Below are 22422 nucleotides of genomic sequence, written 5' to 3'. Positions count from 1 at the left end.
GCCTTTCTGTGGTGTCTGTCCTGCGTGATCGCCGGTTCAGGCGTCCGCGCGCAGGGCGTCAGAGATCGACTTGGCGCCGCCGTGCACGGTGAGTCCGCCGTCCACCGGTATCTCGGCCCCCGTGATGAAAGACGCCTCGTCCGAGAGAAGGAAGACGACGAGCGGGGTGATCTCGTCGACGGTTCCGGTGCGGCCGAGCGGTGTCTCACGGACGTTCGCCTCTCGGAACGCGGGTGCCGCGGAGGCGGTCATGTCCGTTTCGATGAAGCCGGGGTGGACGATGTTCACACGGATGCCGGCGGGCCCCAGTTCCATGGCGGCGGTCCGCGACAGGCCGCGCAGCGCCCACTTGCTGGCCGTGTAGGCGACCGGGTAGTGGCCGGTGAGCGCGGCGGACGAGCCGACGTTCACGATCGAGGAGCCGGGTGGCATCAGCGGGGCCAGGTGCTGGATGCCCAGCAGCGGGCCGGTGACGTTGACCGCGTGGACGCGGGCCATGTCCTCGGGGCGTACGCCGTCGATCCGGGCCCGCCAGGTGACGCCCGCGTTGTTGACCAGGCCGTGCACCTGCCCATACGCCTCACGCAGGCCGGCGGCGAGTTCCGCCCAGTCTTTCTCGCTCGTGACGTCGAGACGGCGGCAGCCGGGTGCCTGCGTGACGTCGGTGGCGATCACCCGGGCGCCCTCGCGGGTGAGCGCCGCGGCCTCCGCGGCGCCCTGGCCGCCGGCCGCGCCCGTGACCACGACGACCCTGCCGAGGAGCCTCCCCCGGCCTTCGGCCGGGAGGTGCCCCCAGAGATGGAGATCGGTCACGGCCGTTCCCTCGTGCGGCGTCGGGCGACGGGAACGGTCATGGGGTCCGGGCCGGCCACCACGGTGTTGGAGACGGAGCCGATGCCCTCGACGGTGAGGGTGACCGTGTCGCCAGGCTTCAGAGGAGGCGGGGACTGCTCACCCCGTACACCCCACAGCTCGGCGAGGCAGCCGCCGTTGCCGCAGGTCCCGGAACCGAAGACGTCGCCGGGGCGGACGACGGTCCCGCGTGAGGCGTAGGCGACCATCTCCTCGAAGGTCCAGCTCATGTTGGACAGCAGATCCTTGCCCACGACCTCGCCGTTGATCTCGGCGGTGAGCGCCAGGCGCAGGAAGCCGTCCGCGTCGCGGTACTTCCCCAACTCGTCGGCGGTGACCAAGTAAGGACCCAGCGTGGTGGCGGTGTCCTTGCCCTTGCAAGGGCCGAGGCCGACCTTCATCTCGGCGGACTGCAGGTCGCGGGCCGACCAGTCGTTGAAGACGGTGTAGCCGACGATGTGGTCGCGGGCCTGCTCGGGTGTGAGGTCGCGGCCCTCCTTTCCGACCACGGCAGCGACCTCCAGCTCGAAGTCGAGAACGCTCGACCCCGGCGGCATGGGGATGTCGTCGTGCGGCCCGTACATCGCGTAGGGGTTGCCGAAGTAGAACGTCGGGGCCGCGTACCACCGCTCCGGTACCCCGGCAGCCCCGTCCACGGACCGCCGTACGCCCTCGACGTGTTCCTCGAAGGTGACGAAGTCCCGCACGGTGGGCGGCTGGAGCGGCGCCAGCAGTCGTACGTCGGAGATGTGGGGGCCGGCCGGGACGTCGAGGGTCGCGGAGCCCGCGTGGAGCAGTTCGGGCAGGCCGCCGCCCTCGGCGAGAAGGCCGGTCATTGAGCTGACGCCGGGCAGGGGGTGGAGCGTGCCGTCCTCTGAGACGACGGCCACGTGGCGTCGGTTGCGGTACTCGTACGCGGCGAAACGCATGGCAGTTTCCTGTCGGCTGTCGGCGTGAGGGGTGGCACGAAGGCCGGGGGTGCAGCATGGGAGTCAGGGCAGTTGACAGGGCAACCGCACCCCCGGGGACTGAAGGCTCCGCTGATCAGACCGGCGGAGCGACGAAGACGCCGCGGTCGACGTCGTTGAAGGACTCCTTGGTGACCAGTTCGTTCATGGGGTTGGCGGTGCCCCACTGGTCGGTGACCTCGGGCTTGGAGAAGTCGTAGACGTGCGGGTGCCAGGTGTCCTCGTCCAGCAGCTCCAACTCCGTCGTGTACTCGACCGTGTTGCCGTGCGGGTCGAGGAAGTAGGTGAAGGTGTTGTCGCCCGCCATGTGCCGGCCCGGACCCCAGATCTTGCGGGCGCCGGAGCGGATGACACGGCCGGAGCCGCGCATGTACTCGTCGATCCCGCGCATCTCGAAGGAGATGTGGTGCAGGGAGGTGTGCGGGCCCTTGGCGATGGCCATGGAGTGGTGCTGGTTGCTGATCCGCATGAAGTGCATGACGTCGCCGATGTGCGGATGACCGAGCGTGTCGGACAGCCGGAAGCCGAGGTGCTCCTCGTACCACGCCTTGGTCTTGTCCAGATCCGGCGAGTTGAGGACGACGTGCGACAGCTTGACCGGGATCGACTCCTTCTCCTCGATCCTGCGGTGCTGCCGCACCTCGACGTCGGCGGAGACCTCGATGGTGCGCCCGTCCACGTCGAAGAACCGGAAGCCGTACCCGCCGCCGGGGGTGTCCACCTTGCCCGGCTGGGAGATCAACTGCACGCCGGTCGAGAGGAGTTGTTCGGCGAGGGTGTCCACGTCGGTCATGTTCGCGGCGCCGTAGGAAACGAGGTCCAGACGCTTCTCGTCGGCCTTGCGCAGCCGGACGACGTACTGCTCGGGGGAGCCCTCGGCGGCCAGGAAGGAGATGCCGGAGTCCTCGGCGACCTTGGTCAGGCCCCAGACGCCGGCGTAGAAGTCGAGTTGCTTGTCGTAGTCCGGCACGGCGAGGTCGACGTGGCGGAGGTGGGTGAGCAGGCGGTTACTCATGGGGGGTCTCCTCAGACGAGGTTGAGCAGAGCGGCGGCGTTTCCGCCGCGGACGGAGTGGAAGTCGGTGTCGGGCAGGTCCGCGGCGCGCAGCGCGCCGAGCGGGTCGTCGGTGCCCATGTCGAAGGGGAAGTCGGAGCCGAGCAGGACCCGTTCGCGGCCGACCGCTCGCAGCAGCTCCCGCAGCACCTGAGGGTCGTGGACGAGGGAGTCGAAGTACAGCTGCTTCAGATAGCTGCTCGGTTCCCGCTCACAACCCCGGGCGTCGGGACGGGCCCGCCAGGCGTGGTCGGAGCGGCCGATGTGGGTGGGCAGGTAGCCGCCGCCGTGCGCCGCGATCAGCTTCAGACCCGGATGACGGTCCAGGACGCCGGAGAAGATCAGGTGGGAGAGGGCGACCGCGTTCTCGGTGGGCTGGCCGACGGTGTTGGACAGGTACCACCGGTCCAGGCGCTCGTCGAGGGTGCAGCCGAACGGGTGCAGGAAGAGGAAGGCGCCCGTCTCCTCCGCACGGGACCAGAGGGGTTCGTACGCCGGGTCCGACAGTTCGTGGCCGGGCGCGTGCGAGGAGATCTCCACGCCCCTCAGCCCCTGGTCCAGGGCGTGGTCGAGCAGGCCGACCGCGAGGTCGGGATGCTGGAGCGGGACCAGGCCCAGGCCGTGAAGACGGTCGGGAGCCTTCGCACAGTGTGCGGCGGTGCCCTCGTTGGCCAGCCGGCAGACCTTCTCGGCCAGTTGGGGCTCGGCCCAGTAGTGGTAGTGGGACGGCGAGGGGCTGACCAGCTGGATGTCCACGCCCTGCGCGTCCATGGCCGCCAGGCGCACCGCGGCGTCCGTCAGCTTCGGCACGCGCGCCCCGACCATCGGACCGTTCACTGCCAGGGCCGCCGGGCCGTTGCGGCGGGCGTCGAGGGCGCGGGCCTCGGCGAGACCGGGATGACCGGCGACGGCCTCCTCGACCTCCGGGAGCAGGAGGTGGGCGTGGACGTCGATGGTCGGCGCGGAGGATGCGGTGGTGGTCACGGGCGCTCCTTGAGGAGGTTCATGGTGCGGCCGACCAGCCCGGCCATGTCGGCGTCGCGCACACCGTCCAGCTGCCACTGGCCGATCTGCATGGACGCCGCGACGACGGTGCGCACCCGGGGGATACGGCGGTCGTGGTAGGCCTGGAACAGTTCGTCGTCCCAGTCCCGTCCGCTGGTGAGCAGCTCGGCGAGGACGAGGGCGTCCTCCAGGGACATCGCCGCGCCCTGGGCCATGGTGGGCGGGCAGCAGTGGGCGGCGTCGCCGATCAGCACGACCCGGCCCCGGTGCCAGGACCCCTCCACCAGCAGGTGGTCAAACCAGGTGTAGTTGACCTTCTTCGGGTCCGTGATGTGCTCGGTGATCTCCGGCCAGACCCCGCCGTAGCTCTGCGCCAGGCGGCGCATCTCGTCGGCGTAGGTGGCCGGGTCGATCGAGGTGCGATCGCGGCACCCTTCGACGACGTACGCGTAGATGGTGTTCTCGCTGGTGGGGCAGTAGCCGGCGATGTAGGCGGGGCCGCCGTAGGCGAGGTCGGTGCGCGTCACGCTCTCGGGCCGCGGGGCGGCGATGCGCCAGATGCCCATGCCGGTCGGCTCGGGTTTGTCGGTGATGCCGATCGCGGCGCGGGTGGCTGAGTTGAGACCGTCGGCGGCGATCACCAGGTCGTATCTGCCCTCGCTGCCGTCGCTGAAGCGCACCGAGACGCCGTCGGCGTCCTGCTCCAGCGCTTCGGCGGTGGTGCCGAGACGAACGTCGGCGCCGGAGGCGCGGACCGTGTCGATGAGGATCTGCTGCAGCTGGGGGCGCTGCATGCCGAGGGTGGCGGGCAGGTCCTCCCCGCCGGTCTGGATGTCCTCGGCGACGAACAGGACGGTGCCGTCGGGGGCGGTCACGCCCAGCGAGCCGAAGGCGTATCCGGAGGCTTTCACCTGTTCCCACACACCCAGTTCGCGCAGGACCCGCAGGGCGTTGCCCTGGAGGGTGATGCCGGAGCCGGTGGTGGCGTTCCAGTCCGGCTTGGCCTCGATCAGGTCGACGGCGATGCCGGCGCGGCGCAGCAGGATGGTGACGGCGTTGCCTGAGGCGCCCCCGCCGATGACCAGGACGGTGGGTGTGCCCCCGGCCGTCGGCTGGGAGAGAGTGCGGCTGTCAGCCATGTCGGGGATTCCTCCCGGGGTTGGGCCGCGCGACTTCGGGCGGCAGGGGCTGCGGCTCGCCCGCTGCGAGTGCGGGCCAGAGGTGGGGACGGGTCACCCGGCGAAGCGGGTGGAGCGGTGGGGGCCGGATGCGCCGCTGCTGTCCGGGGAACGGCGCATCCGGCAGTTGTGCGGGTTACTTGACGGCGATCGGGTTGACCGGGGAACCCACGGCGCCGGTGATGGGGAGGGGAGCGGCGGTGAGCCAGAACTCGTACACGCCGTCGTCGGCGCAGTCGGCGGCGAGTGCGTCGAGGTCCCACATCTCGCCTATCAGCAGGCCCATGTTGGGGATGACGACCTGGTGCAGCGGCTGGAAAGCGTTGTCGAACTCGTTGGGACGGACCTCGAAGCCCCAGGTGTCGGTGGCGATGGCGGCGATCTCGCTGCCGTGCAGCCAGCCGGCGGTGGTGAACGACAGGCCGGGCGCGGGGCCGCCCGCGTAGTCGCCCCAGCCGTCGCGCCTTGCGCGGGCGAGGTGTCCGGTGCGGACGAGCACGATGTCGCCGCGGCCGACGGCCACCCCGTGGGCCTCGGCGGCCCGGGTGAGGTGCTCCTCGGTGATGGCGAACCCGTCGGGCAGCTCTCCCCCACTCTCGGCTCCGCTCGAGCGGGAGGTGCCCCCACCCGTGCCGACGACCTGGCCGACGTCGAGGAGCACGCCGCGTCCGGCGACGTGCGGCGCCATGTGCTCGATGCCGGTGACGAGGTCGCCTTCGGAGGTGACCACCTTGTCGGCGCGCCGCCCGTTCCAGGCGAATCCGTGGTCGAAGATGTGGCCGAGTCCGTCCCACTGGGTCGAGCACTGCAGCGGCATCGCGATCACGTCGTCGGCGCCGCCGATGCCGTGCGGGAAACCCTGGTTGCCCAGCGCCGCGTCGGTGCCCGTGTCGAGCATGGTGTGCACCGGGTTGGTCCGCCGGCGCCAGCCCTTCTGTGGGCCGTTCATGTCGAACCGCTGCGACAACGAGAAGCTGACGCCGCGGCGCACGAGCGCCGCGCCCTCGCGCCGCTTGTCCTCGTCGAGGAAGTTCAGCGTGCCGAGCACGTCGTTCTCACCCCAACGCCCCCAGTTGGAGTACGCCTTGGCGGCCTCGGCTATCGCGCCCTCCGGGTCGCGGCGGTCCAGGCTCATGTCGTTCCCTCCGCGACACAGCGGGTGCGCTGCACGCCCAGACCGGTGATGGAACCCTCCATGACGTCGCCGTCGCGCAGCAGTCGTCCCCAGTGGAGGCCGTTGCCCGCCGGGCTGCCTGTCAACACCAGGTCACCGGGCAGGAGTTGAGCCGTCTGCGAGGCGTACGACACCAACCGGGCGACTCCGAAGAGCATGTCCTTGGTGGACTCGTCCTGCATGGTGTCGCCGTTGAGCTTGAGCGTGACCCGCAGGTCACCGGTGTCCGCGATCGACTCGGCCGGTACGAGCCACGGGCCGAGCGGCGTGAAGCCGGGGGCGTTCTTGCTGCGCAGCCAGTCGGTGCCGATGGCCTTCATGTCCCGGCGGAACACGGTGGCGCGGTCGGTGAGGTCGTTGGCGATGGTGTAGCCGGCGACGTACTCCAGGGCCTCCTCGACCGTCACCTGGTAGGCGGGCTTGGCGATGACGGCCGCCAACTCCAGCTCCCAGTCCGGTTTTTCGGCCCAGGCGGGCAGGACCACGTCGTCGTACGGGCCGGTGATCGCGCTCGGCAGACCGATGAAGACGTACGGCAGGTCCTCGGCGGCCCGGCGGTCCATGACCGCGGCGATCTCCTCGCGGGCCTCCTCGACCGTGCGCGGGTCGTCCGGGGAGCGGTGGGCGACCTCCAGGTCGATCACGTGTTGCCGGTAGTTGGCGCCGGACTGGAAGATCTGCCGCGGCTCGATGGGGGCGTGCACCCGCAGGCTCTCCAGTGGCCGCCAGCCGAGGGTGTCCTCGTCCACCAGGACGCGCAGGACGGGCAGGGCCTCCTCCCACCGCTCCACCACGGCGCGCACGCTGGACGGTGCCCAGGCCAGGACACTGCTCAAGTCGAGTACCCGGCCCTTGGCCAGGAGGCCGGGAAACGGCTCCCCGTCCTGAGTGGAGAACGTGCCGAGCGCGAACGGGCCGGCAGGTTGCGCGAGCATTGCCATCTGATTTCCTCCTGCTGGGTTGCGGTCTACTCTGGCCCCGATCGGTTAATCACGGAAATCAATCCTGTGGATGTGCCGAATCCATGACATGGATGACTCTCGCTTGCTAGGTGGTTGCCCGGTGAACCTGTCCCGACTCGACCTCAACCTGGTCCTCGCCCTGCGCGCGCTGCTGGAAGAGCGCAATGTCACCCGAGCCGGCGAGCGCATCGGGCTGAGCCAGCCCGCCATGAGCGCGGCGCTGTCCCGGCTGCGCCGCCATTTCGACGACGAATTGCTCGCCCGGACCGGCAACGCCTACGAGCTGACCCCGCTCGGCACCGCCCTGCGCGACCGCAGCGCCACCGCGTGCGACCTGCTGGAGCGGGTCTTCTCGAGCCAGGCCGACTTCGACGCGGCCGCCGAGACCCGCGAGTTCACCCTGCTCGCCTCCGACTACGGAACGGCCGTCTTCGGCGCCGCACTCGCCCGCACCCTGCACCAGGAGGCGCCCGGCATCCGGCTCACCTTCCAGCACCCGGCACCGTCCGTCGTGGAGAACACCGCCACCGTACTGAGCACCGTCGACGGACTGCTGATGCCGCACGGCGTCATCGACGGCCTGCCCGCCGTCGACCTCCACCAGGACCGCTGGCTGTTCCTGGTCGCCGACGATCACCCCGAGATCGGTGACGAACTCACCCTGGACCAGCTGGGGCGTCTGCCCTGGGCCGTCTACCAGCGTCCCTACGACGCCCCGGCCGCCCGCCAGCTCAGCATGATAGGGATCAGTCCCCAGGTGGAGGTGTCCGTGCAGACCTTCCAGCTGCTGCCCCACATGGTCGAGGGCACCCGCCGGATCGCGATGATCCAAGAGCGCCTGGCACGCAAGGCGGTCCGCTCCGCCGCGGTGCGCGTCCTGCCCTGCCCGTTCGAGGCAGTACCGGTGCGGGAGGCGATGTGGTGGCACCCGGTGCACGCGCAGGACGCGGGCCACATCTGGCTGCGGCAGAAGGCCGCGGAGGTGGGCGCGACGCTGGCGGGCAACGGCTACAGCAATGGCTACAGCAATGGCAAGGGCCCAGGGAAGGCCGTACCCGTCGACCAGAGCGCGGGGCTGCCGCCGGGCCCGGCTCTGACCGGGCCCGGCGGCAGCCCGTGAGCGACGCGCTGTCGGCGGGCGGACCGGCCGCCCTCAGAACCACCGCTCCGGCAACCGCCGGGGACGACACCCGTACAGCGGGCGGACCGGCTGCCCTCAGGCCAACGCTCCGGCAACAGCCGGGAACGGACGACATCCGTACAACGGCCGGCCCGCGCGCCCTCAGGCCAACCGCTCCGGCAACGGCCAAGGACCGACAGCGCCCGTACACCGGTCTGCCCCCTCAGGCCAACCGCTCCGGCAACAGCCGGGGATCGACAGCACCCGTACGACGGCGGGCCGCCCACAGCCCCGCCGCGACGAGGGCGGCGGCCAGCCCCAGCACGCCCACCGCGCCGGGGAGACTGCCGACGGCAGCCTCCCCGGCGAGCAACACGAGCGGGCAGACGAACTCACCGCCGAAGAAGGCCGCCGTCCACAGCCCCGTGCCACGGCCGCGGTCCTCGAACGACAGACGGGACATGGCACTGGTGAGAAGGGCGGGAAGCAGCATGCCGGTGCCCACACAGTTGACGACCGCCCCGATGACCAGCAGCAGGGCGTTGCCCGCGAGGAACATCACCCCGAAGCCGACCGCGCAGACCGCGAGAACGACGGGAAGCATCGGGTCGGGAGAACGCTTGAGCCGGGCGAAGGTGACCGCTCCCCCCACGGTGGCGGCACTGGCGATCGCGGTGGCCATTCCGATCACGCCGGTGTTCTCCACCCCGAGGTCGTCGAGCAGGTACGACATCTCCACCGGGACGGTGTAGAAGACCATCGCCCCGAAGAAGGTGAGGGCACAGATGCCCGCCAGCTGCCGCCAGGGGAACGGGCGGCGGGCCTCCGCCTCGGCCGGAGCCGCGGCCGGGACCTCGGCGCCGTCCGCACGGGCCGCCGGGTTGGGCAGGGCGGTTGCCATCAGCGGGGCCAGCACCAGGCTCACGGCGTACACCCAGAAGGGCATGCGCCAGCCCGCCGATCCGGCGGCGCCGCCGAGCACGAAGAAGACGGTGGCCGATGCCGAGGCGCACATGGTCTGCAGGGCGAGGTACTTCACCCGCTGCCGACCACTGTAGTAGTCGCCGATCAGGGTCGTGCAGGCTGTCATGATCGCGGCCTCGGCGACTCCGACCAGGGCGCGGCTGGCGATGATGCCGCCCAGCGAGTCCAGCCAGAGCGGGGCGGTGCCGAACGCGGCGTACAGCAGGGTCGCCACGACCAGCAGGCGCTTGCGGCCCACCCGGTCCACGATCACACCGGCGAACGGGGCCAGCAGCGCCAGCGCGAGCGCCGGGACCGTCAGCGCGAGGGGCACCAGCGCCTTGGCCCCCGGGACCGACGCGAAGTGGTCCTGCATCTTCGGCAGCACCGGGGCGATCAGCACCGCCCCCAGGATCGGCAGACAGCTGCCCGCCATCAGAAGGGTCACCCGCAGCAGATGGGCCGGGCCCGAAACGGCGACGGCTGACGGAGCGGTGGCATCGACCGCGGCGGTAGGCGGTGGGGGCACGGAACCGGGCATGGCGACTCCAGGGAACGGCGTAAGGGAGCGGGCATGCCTCACGGGCGCCGACGACGCACGGCATGCTTGGGGGACTCGCACGCCGGCGGCATCCGGACAGCGGCGTGCGGTAGCGACGACTATGGGGGCGCCAAGGCGCCGGTGCCATCCCCAGCGCAATCCGAATCCCGTATCCGGGTTATCCACGCGGTGGATGGGATGGGTAACCGTCACGCGGTCGAACGACGTGCACGGCCGTTCTTGCGCGCGAACAGCGGTGTCCCGGAGCTCGGTCGTCCCGGCTCCCGGGACACCGCCCGCAGCCGGCAGCCGGCACGGTCGCGCACGCCAGGCAGCGTCAGCGGACAGGCAGCGGCAGGACGCGCCGATAGGCGGCGACGGCGACGACCGCGACCACCACATGCATCACCATCAGCGCAGCAACGGCCAACGGCCCACTGCCGGGAGTACCGCCTCCGAGCAGGGACAGGTCGGGCGCGAACGACACGACCACGAGCACGGGCACCAGCCACAGCAGCAGCCCCGCCGGGTTCTTGGCGACACGACGGACGACCGCCCAGCCTATGGCGCCGAGGACGACGCCGAACACCGTCAGCGGCGCGTACGCGGAGAGGTGCAGCGGAGCGAAATCGCCCGACGCCCCCGCCGCGTGGGCGAGCACCGCGACCACCACGTTTCCGAGGACGGCCACGACAGCCGCCGCGAGAAGCCCCGCGGCCACGGTCAGGCCGCGGGAGCGCGGCGCGGGCGGGGCGGACGATACGGCTTCGGGGGCGGAACCGGACATGGGTACCTCCTGTGGAGAGCTCAAGAACGACAGGTGCAGCGCCAGAAAGACAGGAGTTTGATTCCTCAAACACCAGGGACGCTACTCCGAAGTGTTTGATGAGGCAAACATCTCGGTTAGAGTGGCCGTCATGACATCCCCCCGTTGGCTCACTCCCGATGAGCTGCGAGCCTGGATCAACTTCCTCGACTGCTCGACGTTGCTGAGCGACTACCTCGATCAGCAGTTGCGGCGCGACGCGGCCATGACGCACCCGGACTACAGCCTCCTGGCCCGCCTGTCCGTGGCACCCGACCGCGCCCTGGGGATGTCCTTGCTCGCCGAGCAGTTGAAGTTCACCCGCAGCCGCCTCACGCGCGCGGTGATCCGCCTGGAGGAGTCGGGCTACGTGCGGCGCCGGGAGGATCCGGCCGACGGACGGGGACAGCTGGCCGAACTCACCGATGCCGGCATGGAGTTGATGGCCAAGGCCGCCCCCGGCCATGTTGCTGCCGTACGCCGCGTGGTGTTCGACGCCCTCAGCCCTGAACAGGTGGAGCAGCTCGCCACCATCACCGCCACCGTGGTCGCCTCCCTCAAGCAGGCCGGCGAGGAGGACGCCTACCCGTCGGCCCTGCCGTGGCATCGCCGCTGACTCCGAGAACCTCGAAGTCCGACAACCATCCCAGGTGGCCACAAGACCACCTGTCCAAGCCCGTTCGGGAGAACGCCATGCGCGTCGCGATCACCGGGTCCACCGGACTCATCGGATCCGCCCTCACCCACTCGCTCCTCACCGACGGCCACCAGGTCGTTCGCCTCGTCCGCGACCAGTCGGTACGCCCCGCGGGAGACGGCAGCGAGGCGGCGCAATGGGATCCGATCGGAGGCCGCGTCCAGCCCGGTGCGCTGGACACTGTGGACGCCGTCGTGCACCTGGCCGGCGCCGGGGTCGGAGACAAGCGCTGGAGCGCCGCGTACAAGGAGGAGATCCGCCGCAGCCGCGCACTGGGAACCCGGACCATCGCGCGGGCCTGCGCCGAATCGTCCACCCCACCCCGCGTCCTTGTCTCCGCGTCCGCGACCGGTTACTACGGCGACACCGGCGACCGGACCATCGAGGAGAGCGCGCCACCCGGGGACGACTTCCTGGCCGCCGTCTGCGTCGACTGCGAGGCCGCCGCGGACACGGCCCGGGAGGCGGGCATCCGGGTGGTGCACCCTCGCACCGGCCTGGTGGTCTCCGCCAAGGGCGGCGCCTTCGGCAGGCTCTTCCCGCTCTTCCGCTTCGGCCTGGGCGGCCGGCTCGGCTCCGGCGACCAGTACTGGCCGTTCATCTCACTGACCGACCACATCGGGGCACTGCGCTTCGCGATCGACGACGAGACGCTCACAGGCCCCGTCAACTTCACAGCCCCCGAACCACTGACGAACCGCGAGATCACCCGAGCGATGGGCCGCGCCCTTCATCGCCCGACGATCGCCTCCGTCCCTGCCTTCGCCCTCAGAGCGGCGCTCGGCGAGTTCGCCACGGGCATCACAGGCAGTTGCCGCGCCGTCCCTGCGGCCCTGCACAAGGCGGGCTTCACCTTCGGCCACCCCACAATCGACAAGGCACTCCACTCCGTTCTCCACACAAGCTGACAGGTAGGGATGGACAGCGTTCTCGTTCCAGACGAGCGTCTCGACGCGCCGCTCGATCTGAGCGCGGCCGGTGAGGAAATGACACAGATCTGAGACTGAGAAACCGCTGAGCCCGCTGCGGCTAGGTCCGAGCTCGCTGGTCAGAAGAGCGTCTAGTTAACCGGCGCGCAGGAGGGCCTCCCGGGCCGCGCCGAGGATGTCCTCGTCCCTGCCTGCGTCTCGGGACCGTCCAAGCAGCCGTACCTCACACCCTCCCCCGGCCGCCCGTTCACGCGTGCTCGCCCTGGAGCGCGCGAACCGCCGGGGCCACGGCCTGGAGCGGCCGGGCCCCGGCAGGGTCGCCGCGTCAGCGGATCACGACAGCGGCGGGTAGGCGTTCTGCATCAGCTGCTGGAACTGGGCGGAGAACCAGTGCCCGGCCAGCGGCGCGTTCGGCAGGGCGCCGGTGGGGTTGTTGCCGTTGCGCGCGTTACCGCCGTAGGTAGGGTCGCACATCCGGTCGAAGCCCTTGCCCTCGTCGTTGGAGACGGTGGAGCTGGAACCGTCCGACTCACCCGGGGGCTTGACCCACACGTAGGCGTCGATCCCGGCGGCGGGAGCCGCGTTGGGTCGTTCGCCGAGGCCTGCGCCGCTCTGGTTGCACCAGTTGCCGGCGTGGATGCGGCGGTCGATGCGGCTGCCGTTGACGTAGTCGTCGACAGAGGTCTGCGGACCGGGGCCGGTGGGCCGTGCGGAGCCGCCCAGCCGTTGCGGCCCCGACGCGCTCGGCGTCGTCGCCCGACCGGGCACGGCGGGCCCCGGCCGTTGTCCGTGGTCGTCCCAGCCGAGGGCCTCGAAGCCGAGGCAAGGCACGTGCCGCCGCCCACAGCCCCCGACATGCCGAAGGGACGGCGGCCTCCACGGGAAGCGTCCATCACGTTTCGCGGACGTCCGAGCGGGGCGCCGGTCAGTCCCTGGCCGGAAGCACCAGGCGGAACGTGCACCCAAGGCCCGCTCCGGTGTCGAGTTCCAGGCGGCCGCCGTGGCCCCGGGCGATCGCCGTGGCGATGGCGAGGCCGAGCCCGCTGCCGCCGTGGTCACGGGAGCGGGAGGGGTCGACGCGGTAGAAACGCTCGAAGACCCGCTCGGCCTCCTGCGGCGGCAGTCCCGGCCCCCGGTCAGCGACTTCGATCACGCAGATCGGCGTGCCCGTGGTCAGCGGCGGTGAGCCGCCGGCCCGGCCGGGGCGGTCGATGCCTCCTGTCGTCTCCCCCACGCGAGCCGTACCCACGCGTACGTCGACCGCCGTGCCCGGCGGCGTGTGGACGAGCGCGTTGGACAGCAGGTTGTTCACCACCTGGAGCAGACGGTCCGGGTCCCCCGCCGTCTCCACCACCTCGAGTTCGCCGTCCCCGGCCTTCGCGTCGAGCGGGCTGAGAGTGACCTGGCGCTTGGCCCCGCTCCGTACGGCCGCCGCGCTCACCGCGTCGGCCGCAAGGGACAGCAGGTCGACGGGGACCGTGCGGTAGGCCGGCTCCTGGTCGAGTGTGGCCAGCAGGAGCAGTTCGTCGACGAGGTGCTTCATGCGCTCGGCGTTCCTGGCGATCTGTTCGTCGGCCTCCCGGCGCTGTGCGGCGGGGCGGTCCGGGTGGCGCAGGGCCAGTTGGGCGAAGCCCTGGACGGTGGTGAGGGGCGTGCGTAGCTCGTGTCCGGCGTCGGCGATGAAGCGACGCAGCCGGGCCTCCGAGAACTCACGTTGACGCAGAGCCTGTTGGAGGCGGTCGAGCATGTCGTTCAGTACGGTTCCGAGGCGGCCGGTCTCGGTGCGCGGGTCGGTGTCGGGCAGCCGCACGCTCAGATCTCCCGCGGTGATGTCCTGAGCCGTGTGCTCCATCCGGGTCAGCGGAAGGAGGCCGAGACGGACGACCCACCGGCCGACGGCGATCAGCCCGACCACGGTCGCGGCGAAGACGGCCACGTTGAGGGCGAGCAGTTTCGACGTGGCCCCCTCCACGGTGTCGAGAGGCAGGGCGACCACGAAGGTGGTGCCGCCGAGCTCGGCGTCCTTCCACAGCACCCGCCAGTGACCGTCGCCGGACTCGGCCGGGACGGTGGCTTGACGCGCCTTTTCCAGGTGGAGTCGGCTGGTGCTCGGCGGGAGCGCCGGACCGGGCTTCTTCCCGCCGCCGAGGGTTCCCCGCTCCTCGCCCGAGGCGTCGTAGAAGGTGATCCGGAAGTCCGAGGGCAGAGTGGCGGAGTCGCCGGCGGGCCTGGTGGGCAGCCCGGCCTCGTCGGCGAGGGCGCGGTTCGGGAGGATGAACTCCGTCAGTTGCTGGTCGACCCGGTTGAGCAACCAGGAACGCAGCACCAGGAACCCGATGGCCTGTGCGGTGAGGACCGCGGCTGCGGCGAGCAGGGTGACACCCCACACCAGCCGGCCGCTCAGCGACCGGGGGCGGCCGCGGATCATCGGTCCGTCCCGGCGCGGGGCAGCCGCAGGCAGTAGCCCACGCCGCGCACGGTGTGCAGCAGGGGCGGGTCGAAGCGGTCGATCTTGCGGCGCAGGTACTTGACGTACGTCTCCACGATGCGGCCGTCGCCGGCGAAGTCGTACCCCCACACATGGTTGAGGATCTTGGTCTTGCTCAGGACCCGGTTGGCGTTCTCCATGAGGTAGGTGAGCAGGTTGAACTCGGTCGGGGACAGCGGGATGTACTCGCCGGCCCGGTGAACCTCATGGGCGTTCTCGTCCAGTTCAAGGTCGGCGAAGCGGAGGATTTCGCTGTCGGCGCTCTCCGCGTCGGAGAGGTGTTCGGGGTCCGTCCGGCGCAGGATGGCGCGGATGCGCAGCAGGACCTCCTCGATACTGAACGGCTTGGTCACGTAGTCGTCGCCGCCCGCGGCGAGGCCCGCGATGCGGTCGGCGACCTCACCGCGGGCCGTGAGGAACAGCACCGGCGTCCGCGTACCCGCGGCGCGCAGACTGCGGGTGACCTCGTAGCCTTCGAGGTCGGGCAGCATCACGTCCATCAGGACCAGGTCGGGGCGCAGCCCCTCGATGTCCTGCAGGGCGTCCCGTCCGGTGGCGGCGCTGGCGACCGCGTAGCCGGACAGCCGCAGCGCCGATTCCAGCAGCATGCGGATACCGGGGTCGTCCTCGACCACCAGAAGCCGGTACGGGGCCGGGGCGGCGGGCGGTTCGGGCATGGTGCGGTGTCGTCCGTTCTGCCGCTGCTGCTACTTGGCGGCGCAGTCGTACAAGGTCGTGCCGATGCGGCCCATGATGCCGCCCGCGGCCGAGCCGCTGCCGTCGGGGCTGCTGGTGCCGGATGTGCTGGTGCCGCCGTACTTCCTGGCGGGCACCTTGGTGCAGTGCTCGCTGATCCATGTCGACCGCTGGAAGGCCGCGCTGTCCCTGCCGCCCATCATCGCGCCCATGCCGCCGGAGGAGCCGGAGCCGAGTACGTAGCGCAGTTCGCCGTCCTTGCTCCACCTCTGCAGCTGCCGCACGGAGGGTGCGTCGTCGGTGCCGGAGAAGCCGCCCATGCCGATGACCGTGGCGTCGCTGTTCAGGATGAACGCGGCCGCACTCTGAGCTCCCCCGTCGACCGCGAGGGTGATGCGGGCGCCGTCGGAGTGCTCGGTGGCGAAGCCGAGGATCTTGCGCTGGTCGGAGGTGAGCTTGGCGGCGCTGCCCAGTCGGCCGAAACCGCCTCTGTCGCCCGAGCCGCCGCCGGTTCCGGTTCCGGGGAACGAGGGCATGGCACCTCCTGCGGAGCCCGAGCCGCCGCCACCGCCCCCTGGGAACCCGGGCATGTCGGTGGGCATTCCCGCCGGCGTGTCCTCGGGCAGCTCGCCCGAGGACACGCCGGCCGTGCCGACCCCGCCACCACCGAGGCCCTTGGGCAGCTCGAAGCCTTTCGGCAACGTGCCGTTCCCTCCGCCGAAAGACGTGGTGACCGGCCCGGCCGTCGGGTTGCCGCCGGCCATCGCCGACCCGGACCCGCCGGTCACACTGACCGCCCATGCGGCGGGCGCGAGCAGCACCGCCACCAGCGCGCCGCCGAGGGCGACGGGAACCAGCCGCACCGCCCGCACCGCGGCCGTCAGCAGCCCGACGGCGATCAGCCCGAGCAGGACCACGACCCAGGCAAGCCACCCGTGCCAGGACGGCTCCCGGCGGATCACGACCACGGCCCAGACCATGGTCACCAGTACGGTCCCGGCGCCGACGGGCAGCGCCCAGCGCGCCCCGGCCCGGTGCGCCCGTACCAGCGCGGTCACCAGCCCGGCAGTCAACGCGGCCACAGCAGGGGCGAGTTGGGTCGTGTAGTACGGGTGGAAGATCCCCTCCTGGGTGGAGAACACCAGCCCGCACACCACCAGCCAGGCCCCCCACAGCACCCATCCGGAACCCGCCAGGGCCTCCCCCGCCGAGCCGCTGCCGCGCCGCCGCAGCACCGCTCCGGCCACCGCGACGATCAGCGCCACGGCGCTCACCGGCAGCAGCCAGCTGATCTGCCCCGCATTCTGGTCGTTGAACAGCCGCAGTAGCCCGGCCTCGCCGCCGAAGGCGCCGCCGAAGTTGCCCATGCCCCCGCCGGTGCCGGCACTTTCGCCGAAGATCCGGCCGAAGCCGTTGTAGCCGGTCACCAGATCCCAGGCCCCGCCGTCGGTGCTGCCGCCGATGTACGGCTTCTCACCGGGCCACCAGGCGACCATCAGCACCCACCACAGCGAGGACACCGCGCACACGGCGCCGGCGATCAGCAGCCGTCCGACCCGCGCGAGCCAGGTCCCCCGCGCACCGACCAGCCAGGCCGCCGCGAGAGCCGGGAGCACCATCCATGCCGCCATCATCTTCGTGAGGAACCCACAGCCGATCAGGAACCCGCTCGCGCACAGCCACCAGGTGGAGCGCCGGCCCGAGTCGGTCTGCAGGGCACAGGTCAGCGCATACGCGGCGGCGACCAGGAACAGCACCAGCAGCGTGTCCGGGTTGTTGTCACGGTTGATGGCGACGGTGATCGGGGTCAGCGTCATCACCAGGGCGGCGAGCAGCGCCGCGTCCTCGCCCGCCCACCGCCGAACCGTACGGTGCAGCAGGAAGACGACGGCGACGCCCTCCACCACCTGGGGCAGGATCAGCGCCCATCCGTGCATCCCGAAGATCTTGCTGCTGACGACCTGCGGCCAGAGCGCCGCCGGCGGCTTGTCGACCGTGACGACTCCGGCCGGGTCGAAGGAGCCGAACAGGAAGTTCGTCCAGTCGCGGCCCATCGACTTCACCGCGGCCGAGTAGTAGCTGTTGGCCCAGCCGAGGGAGCCGAGGGCCCAGCCGTACAGCAGCGCGGACAGGAGCAGGATCGCGCCCAGCGCGGCGGGGGCCGCCCAGCGTGGCAGGGCACGGCTGGTGACGGGGAGGCGCAGGACGGGGGTCGCGTGTGCCTCGGTGGTGGGGGTCATGTGGGATTCGCTCTCGGGGAAGTAGGAGATCATCAGGCGCGGCGTCGGAAGACGGCCAGTCGCAGCACCAGGAAGCGGAGGGCGGTGACCAGGACCGAGGAAGCGGCGAGGACGAGTGTCTCGGCGGCCGCCGAAGCGTCCGGCACGGCGTCGCGGAACACCAGGACCGCGGCCGAGGTGACGAGATAGCCGACGACGAACAGGGCACCGGCACCCAGGTGCGCCCGCCCCGCCCCGACACCGTCCGCGCAGTAGCGGAAGGTCAGGCGACGATTGGCCTCGGTGTTCAGCAGGGTGAGCACCAGGAGCGAGACGAAGTTGGCCACGGCGGGCTGCCACCAGCCGCGCAGCAACCAGTACAGGAGGGCCTGTCCGGCGGTCGAGCCGATGCCGATGAGGACGAAACAGCTTATCTGCCAGGCGAGTTGGGATCGGGCGGCATCCGGGGCCAGCACGGCGTCCGGGTGCTCGGCGGCGGGTCGGGGGCGGCGCGGCACCGGGACGCGGGCAGCGCCCGACGCCTTGAGCCGGGCCATGCGCCACAGGCCCTTGAGGTCGTCGGCGGCGGTGCCGACCACGTCCACCCGGGTGTCGACATCCTCCACCCAGTCGACGGGGACCTCGTGGATGCGCAGGCCATTGTGCTCGGCGAGCAGCAGCAGCTCGGTGTCGAAGAACCAGGCGTCGTCCTCGGTCCTGGCCAGCAGCGGGCGGAGCACGTCGGTACGGGCTGCCTTGAACCCGCACTGGGCGTCGCTGAAGCGGGCGCCGTGGGTGAGCCGGATCAACGCGTTGTAGCAGCGGGAGATCAGCTCGCGGCGCGGGCCGCGCACGGTGCGGGCACCGGGGGCCAGGCGGCTGCCTATGGCGAGATCGGAGTGGCCGCTGGCCAGCGGGGCGATCAGCGGGAGCAGTCCGTCCAGCCCGGTGGACAGGTCGACGTCCATGTAGACGACGATGTCGGCGTCGCTCATGGCCCATACGGTGCGCAGCGCGCGGCCGCGCCCTTTGCGCTCCAGGTGGAAGACGCCGACACCGGGCAGTTCCTCGGACAGCTCGCGGGCCACAGCGAGGGTGCGGTCGACACTGGCGTTGTCCGCCACGGTGATCCGCCAGGGGTACGGCAACTGGTCGCGCAGTCGGGCATGAAGGGTGCGGAGGCAGCCGGGCAGGGCCCGTTCCTCGTTGTAGACGGGGATGACTATCTCGACGGTCGGCGCGTGCGTGGCGGTCGAACCAGGGACGTCTGCCCCCAACGCCGGCTGGAAACGCCTCGCCGTGGGCGGACTGTTGCTGGTATGCGTCATGGATTCCTCGGGCGGTGGGGGTCGGTGAGGCGGCTCCCGGTCGCGCCCCACGCCCTCGTGGTGCGCCAGGGTCGACTCTGACCGGCGCGCCAGGAAAAACACGGGGAAAATGCTGGGAATCGACGGGGAGCCCGCTGTCAATCCGGCCGCCGGCGATCGGCGGAGGACGTCGCCGATCCTCGCCGTGCGACCTGGGAAGCCAAGGTCAGCAACCCGGGAACCCACCGAGAGGATGCTGTGGGACCGGGACTCGCTCAACGACCACATCTACTGGCAGTTGATGCAGAACGGCTATCTCGGCGTGGCGTGCGAACCCAACTGCGTGTTCCAGATCTGCATCCAGCCCGCCATCCTCGGATTCCGCCTGCACGACCTGATCACCGGTGGCAAACACGCCGAGGAGACGGTCGCCGGGTACGAGCGGGCATGGGCCGGCTTCGGCCGGCTCGATGAGAACGGCCACTACAACGTCATGATCCTCAAGGACTCCAAGATCCTCATAGGGAACGAAGGAGCCTCGGCGCAGACGGACGCGTGGTGCGGCAGCCTGATGAACATGTGGAACCGCGAGTTCGTGCACGAGCACTACCCGGGGCAGATCGCGGACTACCTCGTCCACGGCCCGGACGGCACCCTCTCGGTGCCGCCGGCGTCGCCTGCGGACATGAACGGCCAGCAGGTGACCCGGGAGAGCGACGGCAACTTCGGCTGGCTGGCCGCCTGGGCGTCCGAGATGGGCGACCAAGGCACACGGGACGGCCTGCTCGCCCACGCCGGCCGGTTCACGACCCCACCCGGCGCGACGGCGGCCTGTTCTACCCCCGCAACGCCACCGCCACCGACCCCGACGGGAACCTCGTCGCGATGGGGCCCATGACCGGCAACGTCCTGCTGGGGTACGCGCGGCTCAACGTGCCCGACGGGCTGTCAGGCCTCTTCAACCACCCGTTGCCGCGAGCGCGCTTCGAGGAGACGGCGCCGACCGCCGTCGACCGCGACGTCGACGTCACCCGGGCCAAGATCGTCGACGGGGTACTGCACACGCGGCTGCGCCGGACCCGGGACGTGCCCGGCGACGGCACCGTCACGATCAGCAGGATCGCCGGCCGCGGCCGGTGGGCCGTCGCCGTCGACGGGCAGCCCGCCGCCGTGGTCGACGGCACCACGGTGCGGCCGCGACCCGGGCCGTGCACCGGTGCCGTACAGGTCCACCACGACCAGGTGGTGCCGCACTGCCCCGACACCCCGCACACTTTCACCTTCAGGCAGGACCGATGACCACACGAGGAACAGGGCCGGACAAGCCCTCCTTCTCACTCGTCGACCACAACGGCACCCCGGTGACCGAACAGACCTACCGGGGCAACTGGACACTGGTCTTCTTCGGGTTCACACACTGCAAGGTCGTCTGCCCGCGGGCGCTGGGGAAGCTGTCCGCCGTACTCGACGAACTCGCAGAGACGGCCGGCGAACTGCGTTCCCCTCTACATCACGGTCGACCCCGACCGGGGCACTCCGCAGGCGCTCCAGGACTTCCTGCGCGCCTGTCCCCGGCTCACGGGCCTCGCCGGCTCGGCCGACGCCATCGAGCGGGTCAGAGGGGAGTTCCGGGTGTTCGCCCGGCGCAGGGACGATCCCGACGACCCGGACGGATACTCCGTGCCGCACACCGCGATCACGTATCTGGTCTCACCCGAGGGCGAGTACGCCCACCACTTCGCCGGCGCCCTCGCAGCGGCCGGGATCACCGCCGGGACACGAGCGTTCGTCGCCGGAGGGAGTTCTTCCGGAAACCCCGCTGGATCCAGCGGTCCCCGACGTGTCATACCTGAGGCGTACCGGTGATCGGCGCCCGGGTGGTACCGCGGTACCAGCCGGGCGGCGAAGTGTCTCCCGTGGTCCCAGGGTTCGGGCCGTCCGCGCTCCTAACGTCGACTGCGGAGGTCGCGGCGCTCGCCCGGCCGGTCCGAGGCGAAAGGCCCATCCCCATGATCGAAGCGCGTGAGCTGACCAAACGGTACGGCGACAAGACCGTCGTCGACGAGTTGAGCTTCACCGTCAAGCCCGGTGAGGTCACCGGCTTCCTCGGCCCCAACGGCGCCGGCAAGTCCACCACCATGCGCATGGTCGTCGGCCTGGACACCCCCACCAGGGGCTCGGTCACCGTGAACGGCAGGTCGTACGCCGAGCACAGGGCACCGCTGCACGCGATCGGCACCCTGCTGGAGGCCAAGTCCGTCCACCCCGGCCGCAGCGCGTTCAACCACCTGATGGGGCTCGCGTACACGCACGGCATTCCGCGCCGCCGGGTCGAGGAGGTCATCGAACTGGCCGGTCTGACCAGCGTGGCCGGCAAGCGGGTCGGGGCCTTCTCGCTCGGCATGGGCCAGCGGCTCGGCATCGCGGCGGCCCTGCTCGGCGACCCCGCGATCGTCATGCTCGACGAGCCGGTCAACGGCCTCGACCCCGAGGGCGTGCTGTGGGTGCGCAACCTGCTGCGCTCGCTGGCCGACGAGGGCCGGGCGGTGATGCTCTCCTCGCACCTGATGAGCGAGACGGCGATGATCGCCGACCACCTGGTGATCATCGGCCGGGGCCGGCTCCTCGCGGACACCACCGTCGACGACTTCACCCGGCAGGCGGGCGGCGGCGGTGTGAAGGTCGCCACCGCCGAGGCCACCAGGCTGCGCTCGCTGCTGGCGGGACCGGACGTCACGATCTCCTCCTCGTCGGCCGAGGAACTCCTGGTCTCCGGACGCGACGCCCGCCAGATCGGGCGGATCGCGGCCGAGCACGGGGTGGCGTTGTACGAACTCACCCCGCAGGCCGTCTCGTTGGAGACGGCGTTCATGGACCTGACCAGGGACGTCGTCGAGTACCAGAGCCATCCCGTCGAGACCGAGCGAAAGGCCGCCCGATGACCGTCACCGAACTCTCCCCGGCCCCGGCCTACAAGGTCACCGGCCCGCGGGTGCTGCGCTCGGAGTGGGCCAAGTTCTGGTCACTGCGCTCCAGCTGGATCACCCTCGCCGTCGCCGTGGCCCTGCTTGTCGCCCTCGGCGCGATCGCCTCCGCCACCTACAGCCCCGACGCCACCGCCCAGGGCGGGCCGCCCGGACCCGGCTCCGGCGACCAGGACGCGGTCAGCCTGGCCCTGCTCGGGGTGACCTTCGCGTCGCTGGCCGTCGGCGTGCTCGGTGTCCTGCTGTCGGCCGGCGAGTACACCACCGGCATGATCCGCTCCACCCTCACCGCCGTCCCCCGCCGCCTGCCGGTCCTGTGGTCCAAGGCTGCCGTGATCGGCCCCATCACCCTGGTCCTGACCACGCTCGGCGCCCTGGCCGCGTTCCAGCTGGGCACCCTGGGCCTGCACGGCGAGAAGATCGCCCTGTCCCTGGGCGACGACGGTGTGCTGCGCAGCCTGGCCGGTGCCGGCCTCTACCT

At 71.1% G+C, this 22422-nt stretch carries 20 protein-coding genes and 3 pseudogenes; 9 read left to right on the top strand and 14 right to left on the bottom strand.

From position 1 onward, the window contains the following. Positions 1-36 precede the first annotated feature (36 nt). From LQ326_RS17665 to LQ326_RS17635, 7 genes are all read right to left on the bottom strand, one after another. The gene (locus tag LQ326_RS17665) at positions 37-813 is read right to left on the bottom strand and encodes an SDR family NAD(P)-dependent oxidoreductase (RefSeq protein ID WP_234537798.1); all 777 of its coding nucleotides are present in this window, start codon (positions 811-813) and stop codon (positions 37-39) included. Next, positions 810-1781, bottom strand: coding sequence for a fumarylacetoacetate hydrolase family protein (locus tag LQ326_RS17660; protein WP_234537796.1), 972 nt, complete (start codon positions 1779-1781; stop codon positions 810-812). Before LQ326_RS17660 ends, LQ326_RS17665 begins: the two co-directional genes overlap by 4 nt. Before the next feature lie 115 nt (positions 1782-1896). Beyond that, entirely contained in the window at positions 1897-2835 is a 939-nt protein-coding gene (locus LQ326_RS17655) for a VOC family protein (RefSeq protein WP_234537794.1), read from the bottom strand. Between the two features lie 11 nt (positions 2836-2846). Then, the gene (locus LQ326_RS17650) at positions 2847-3857 is read right to left on the bottom strand and encodes an amidohydrolase family protein (protein WP_234537791.1); all 1011 of its coding nucleotides are present in this window, start codon (positions 3855-3857) and stop codon (positions 2847-2849) included. Then, entirely contained in the window at positions 3854-5017 is a 1164-nt protein-coding gene (locus LQ326_RS17645; protein WP_234537790.1) for an FAD-dependent oxidoreductase, read from the bottom strand. Before LQ326_RS17645 ends, LQ326_RS17650 begins: the two co-directional genes overlap by 4 nt. Positions 5018-5192: 175 nt before the next feature. Next, positions 5193-6191 carry a cyclase family protein gene (locus LQ326_RS17640; protein ID WP_234537787.1) on the bottom strand — a complete coding sequence of 333 codons (999 nt, stop codon included), beginning with the start codon at positions 6189-6191 and terminating at the stop codon, positions 5193-5195. After that, the gene (locus LQ326_RS17635; protein WP_234537784.1) at positions 6188-7171 is read right to left on the bottom strand and encodes a fumarylacetoacetate hydrolase family protein; all 984 of its coding nucleotides are present in this window, start codon (positions 7169-7171) and stop codon (positions 6188-6190) included. Before LQ326_RS17635 ends, LQ326_RS17640 begins: the two co-directional genes overlap by 4 nt. A 121-nt stretch (positions 7172-7292) precedes the next feature. On the opposite strand from LQ326_RS17635, the gene LQ326_RS17630 reads away from it, so the two are divergent. Continuing rightward, complete coding sequence (locus LQ326_RS17630; RefSeq protein WP_234537782.1) at positions 7293-8312, top strand: LysR family transcriptional regulator; 1020 nt, start codon at positions 7293-7295, stop codon at positions 8310-8312. A 223-nt stretch (positions 8313-8535) separates the two neighbouring features. On the opposite strand, the gene LQ326_RS17625 is transcribed toward LQ326_RS17630, so the two are convergent. Continuing rightward, entirely contained in the window at positions 8536-9816 is a 1281-nt protein-coding gene (locus LQ326_RS17625) for an MFS transporter (RefSeq protein ID WP_234537780.1), read from the bottom strand. 337 nt (positions 9817-10153) lie between these two features. Next, positions 10154-10603, bottom strand: coding sequence for a DUF6069 family protein (locus LQ326_RS17620; protein ID WP_234537778.1), 450 nt, complete (start codon positions 10601-10603; stop codon positions 10154-10156). 130 nt (positions 10604-10733) lie between these two features. On the opposite strand from LQ326_RS17620, the gene LQ326_RS17615 reads away from it, so the two are divergent. Together LQ326_RS17615 and LQ326_RS17610 are read left to right on the top strand one after the other, a co-directional pair. Further along, the gene (locus tag LQ326_RS17615) at positions 10734-11237 is read left to right on the top strand and encodes a MarR family winged helix-turn-helix transcriptional regulator (protein WP_234537776.1); all 504 of its coding nucleotides are present in this window, start codon (positions 10734-10736) and stop codon (positions 11235-11237) included. Between the two features lie 77 nt (positions 11238-11314). Next, positions 11315-12226 (top strand): TIGR01777 family oxidoreductase, encoded by a 912-nt coding sequence (locus tag LQ326_RS17610; RefSeq protein WP_234537775.1) that lies wholly within the window; start codon positions 11315-11317, stop codon positions 12224-12226. Between the two features lie 354 nt (positions 12227-12580). Here LQ326_RS17610 and LQ326_RS17605 read toward each other — a convergent pair. The 5 genes and pseudogenes from LQ326_RS17605 to LQ326_RS17585 all read right to left on the bottom strand — a co-directional run. Further along, positions 12581-12967, bottom strand: a pseudogene (locus LQ326_RS17605) (glycoside hydrolase family 6 protein); the annotation flags it as partial. A 205-nt stretch (positions 12968-13172) separates the two neighbouring features. Further along, positions 13173-14675: a sensor histidine kinase gene (locus LQ326_RS17600; RefSeq protein ID WP_234537773.1), complete on the bottom strand. Its 1503-nt coding sequence runs from the start codon at positions 14673-14675 to the stop codon at positions 13173-13175. After that, positions 14672-15412, bottom strand: coding sequence for a response regulator transcription factor (locus LQ326_RS17595; RefSeq protein WP_234537771.1), 741 nt, complete (start codon positions 15410-15412; stop codon positions 14672-14674). Before LQ326_RS17595 ends, LQ326_RS17600 begins: the two co-directional genes overlap by 4 nt. 30 nt (positions 15413-15442) lie before the next feature. Next, positions 15443-17704 carry an ArnT family glycosyltransferase gene (locus LQ326_RS17590; RefSeq protein ID WP_234537770.1) on the bottom strand — a complete coding sequence of 754 codons (2262 nt, stop codon included), beginning with the start codon at positions 17702-17704 and terminating at the stop codon, positions 15443-15445. Continuing rightward, entirely contained in the window at positions 17704-18978 is a 1275-nt protein-coding gene (locus LQ326_RS17585) for a bifunctional glycosyltransferase family 2/GtrA family protein (protein WP_234537768.1), read from the bottom strand. Before LQ326_RS17585 ends, LQ326_RS17590 begins: the two co-directional genes overlap by 1 nt. A gap of 232 nt (positions 18979-19210) precedes the next feature. On the opposite strand from LQ326_RS17585, the gene LQ326_RS17580 reads away from it, so the two are divergent. The 6 genes and pseudogenes from LQ326_RS17580 to LQ326_RS17560 form a co-directional block, all read left to right on the top strand. Further along, positions 19211-19855, top strand: coding sequence for a linalool dehydratase/isomerase domain-containing protein (locus LQ326_RS17580; protein WP_234537765.1), 645 nt, complete (start codon positions 19211-19213; stop codon positions 19853-19855). Next, positions 19852-20256 (top strand): hypothetical protein, encoded by a 405-nt coding sequence (locus LQ326_RS17575; RefSeq protein WP_234537762.1) that lies wholly within the window; start codon positions 19852-19854, stop codon positions 20254-20256. Before LQ326_RS17580 ends, LQ326_RS17575 begins: the two co-directional genes overlap by 4 nt. Continuing rightward, positions 20253-20441, top strand: a pseudogene (locus tag LQ326_RS48705) (SCO family protein); the annotation flags it as partial. The gene LQ326_RS17575 and the pseudogene LQ326_RS48705, both read left to right, overlap by 4 nt. 25 nt (positions 20442-20466) lie before the next feature. Further along, on the top strand, positions 20467-20823 hold the full coding sequence (locus LQ326_RS17570) for an SCO family protein (protein WP_234538164.1): 357 nt from the start codon (positions 20467-20469) through the stop codon (positions 20821-20823). 143 nt (positions 20824-20966) lie between these two features. After that, on the top strand, positions 20967-21899 hold the full coding sequence (locus LQ326_RS17565; RefSeq protein ID WP_234537760.1) for an ABC transporter ATP-binding protein: 933 nt from the start codon (positions 20967-20969) through the stop codon (positions 21897-21899). Then, positions 21896-22422, top strand: a pseudogene (locus tag LQ326_RS17560) (ABC transporter permease); the annotation flags it as partial. The gene LQ326_RS17565 and the pseudogene LQ326_RS17560, both read left to right, overlap by 4 nt.

The organism is Streptomyces shenzhenensis (genome assembly GCF_021462265.1).
GTDB classification, from domain to species: domain Bacteria; phylum Actinomycetota; class Actinomycetes; order Streptomycetales; family Streptomycetaceae; genus Streptomyces; species Streptomyces shenzhenensis.
The sequence above is the reverse complement of the archived record's forward strand: the minus strand, read 5'-3'. Positions and strand labels throughout refer to the sequence as shown.

Excerpts from the sequence above, each read along its gene's own strand:
- LQ326_RS17660 (WP_234537796.1), bottom strand. The coding sequence starts at position 1,781 with ATGCGTTTCGCCGCGTACGAGTACCGCAACCGACGCCACGTGGCCGTC.
- LQ326_RS17655 (WP_234537794.1), bottom strand. The coding sequence starts at position 2,835 with ATGAGTAACCGCCTGCTCACCCACCTCCGCCACGTCGACCTCGCCGTG.
- LQ326_RS17645 (WP_234537790.1), bottom strand. The coding sequence starts at position 5,017 with ATGGCTGACAGCCGCACTCTCTCCCAGCCGACGGCCGGGGGCACACCC.
- LQ326_RS17640 (WP_234537787.1), bottom strand. The coding sequence starts at position 6,191 with ATGAGCCTGGACCGCCGCGACCCGGAGGGCGCGATAGCCGAGGCCGCC.
- LQ326_RS17635 (WP_234537784.1), bottom strand. The coding sequence starts at position 7,171 with ATGGCAATGCTCGCGCAACCTGCCGGCCCGTTCGCGCTCGGCACGTTC.
- LQ326_RS17625 (WP_234537780.1), bottom strand. The coding sequence starts at position 9,816 with ATGCCCGGTTCCGTGCCCCCACCGCCTACCGCCGCGGTCGATGCCACC.
- LQ326_RS17620 (WP_234537778.1), bottom strand. The coding sequence starts at position 10,603 with ATGTCCGGTTCCGCCCCCGAAGCCGTATCGTCCGCCCCGCCCGCGCCG.
- LQ326_RS17615 (WP_234537776.1), top strand. The coding sequence starts at position 10,734 with ATGACATCCCCCCGTTGGCTCACTCCCGATGAGCTGCGAGCCTGGATC.
- LQ326_RS17610 (WP_234537775.1), top strand. The coding sequence starts at position 11,315 with ATGCGCGTCGCGATCACCGGGTCCACCGGACTCATCGGATCCGCCCTC.
- LQ326_RS17600 (WP_234537773.1), bottom strand. The coding sequence starts at position 14,675 with ATGATCCGCGGCCGCCCCCGGTCGCTGAGCGGCCGGCTGGTGTGGGGT.
- LQ326_RS17595 (WP_234537771.1), bottom strand. The coding sequence starts at position 15,412 with ATGCCCGAACCGCCCGCCGCCCCGGCCCCGTACCGGCTTCTGGTGGTC.
- LQ326_RS17590 (WP_234537770.1), bottom strand. The coding sequence starts at position 17,704 with ATGATCTCCTACTTCCCCGAGAGCGAATCCCACATGACCCCCACCACC.
- LQ326_RS17585 (WP_234537768.1), bottom strand. The coding sequence starts at position 18,978 with ATGACGCATACCAGCAACAGTCCGCCCACGGCGAGGCGTTTCCAGCCG.
- LQ326_RS17580 (WP_234537765.1), top strand. The coding sequence starts at position 19,211 with ATGCTGTGGGACCGGGACTCGCTCAACGACCACATCTACTGGCAGTTG.
- LQ326_RS17575 (WP_234537762.1), top strand. The coding sequence starts at position 19,852 with ATGACCGGCAACGTCCTGCTGGGGTACGCGCGGCTCAACGTGCCCGAC.
- LQ326_RS17565 (WP_234537760.1), top strand. The coding sequence starts at position 20,967 with ATGATCGAAGCGCGTGAGCTGACCAAACGGTACGGCGACAAGACCGTC.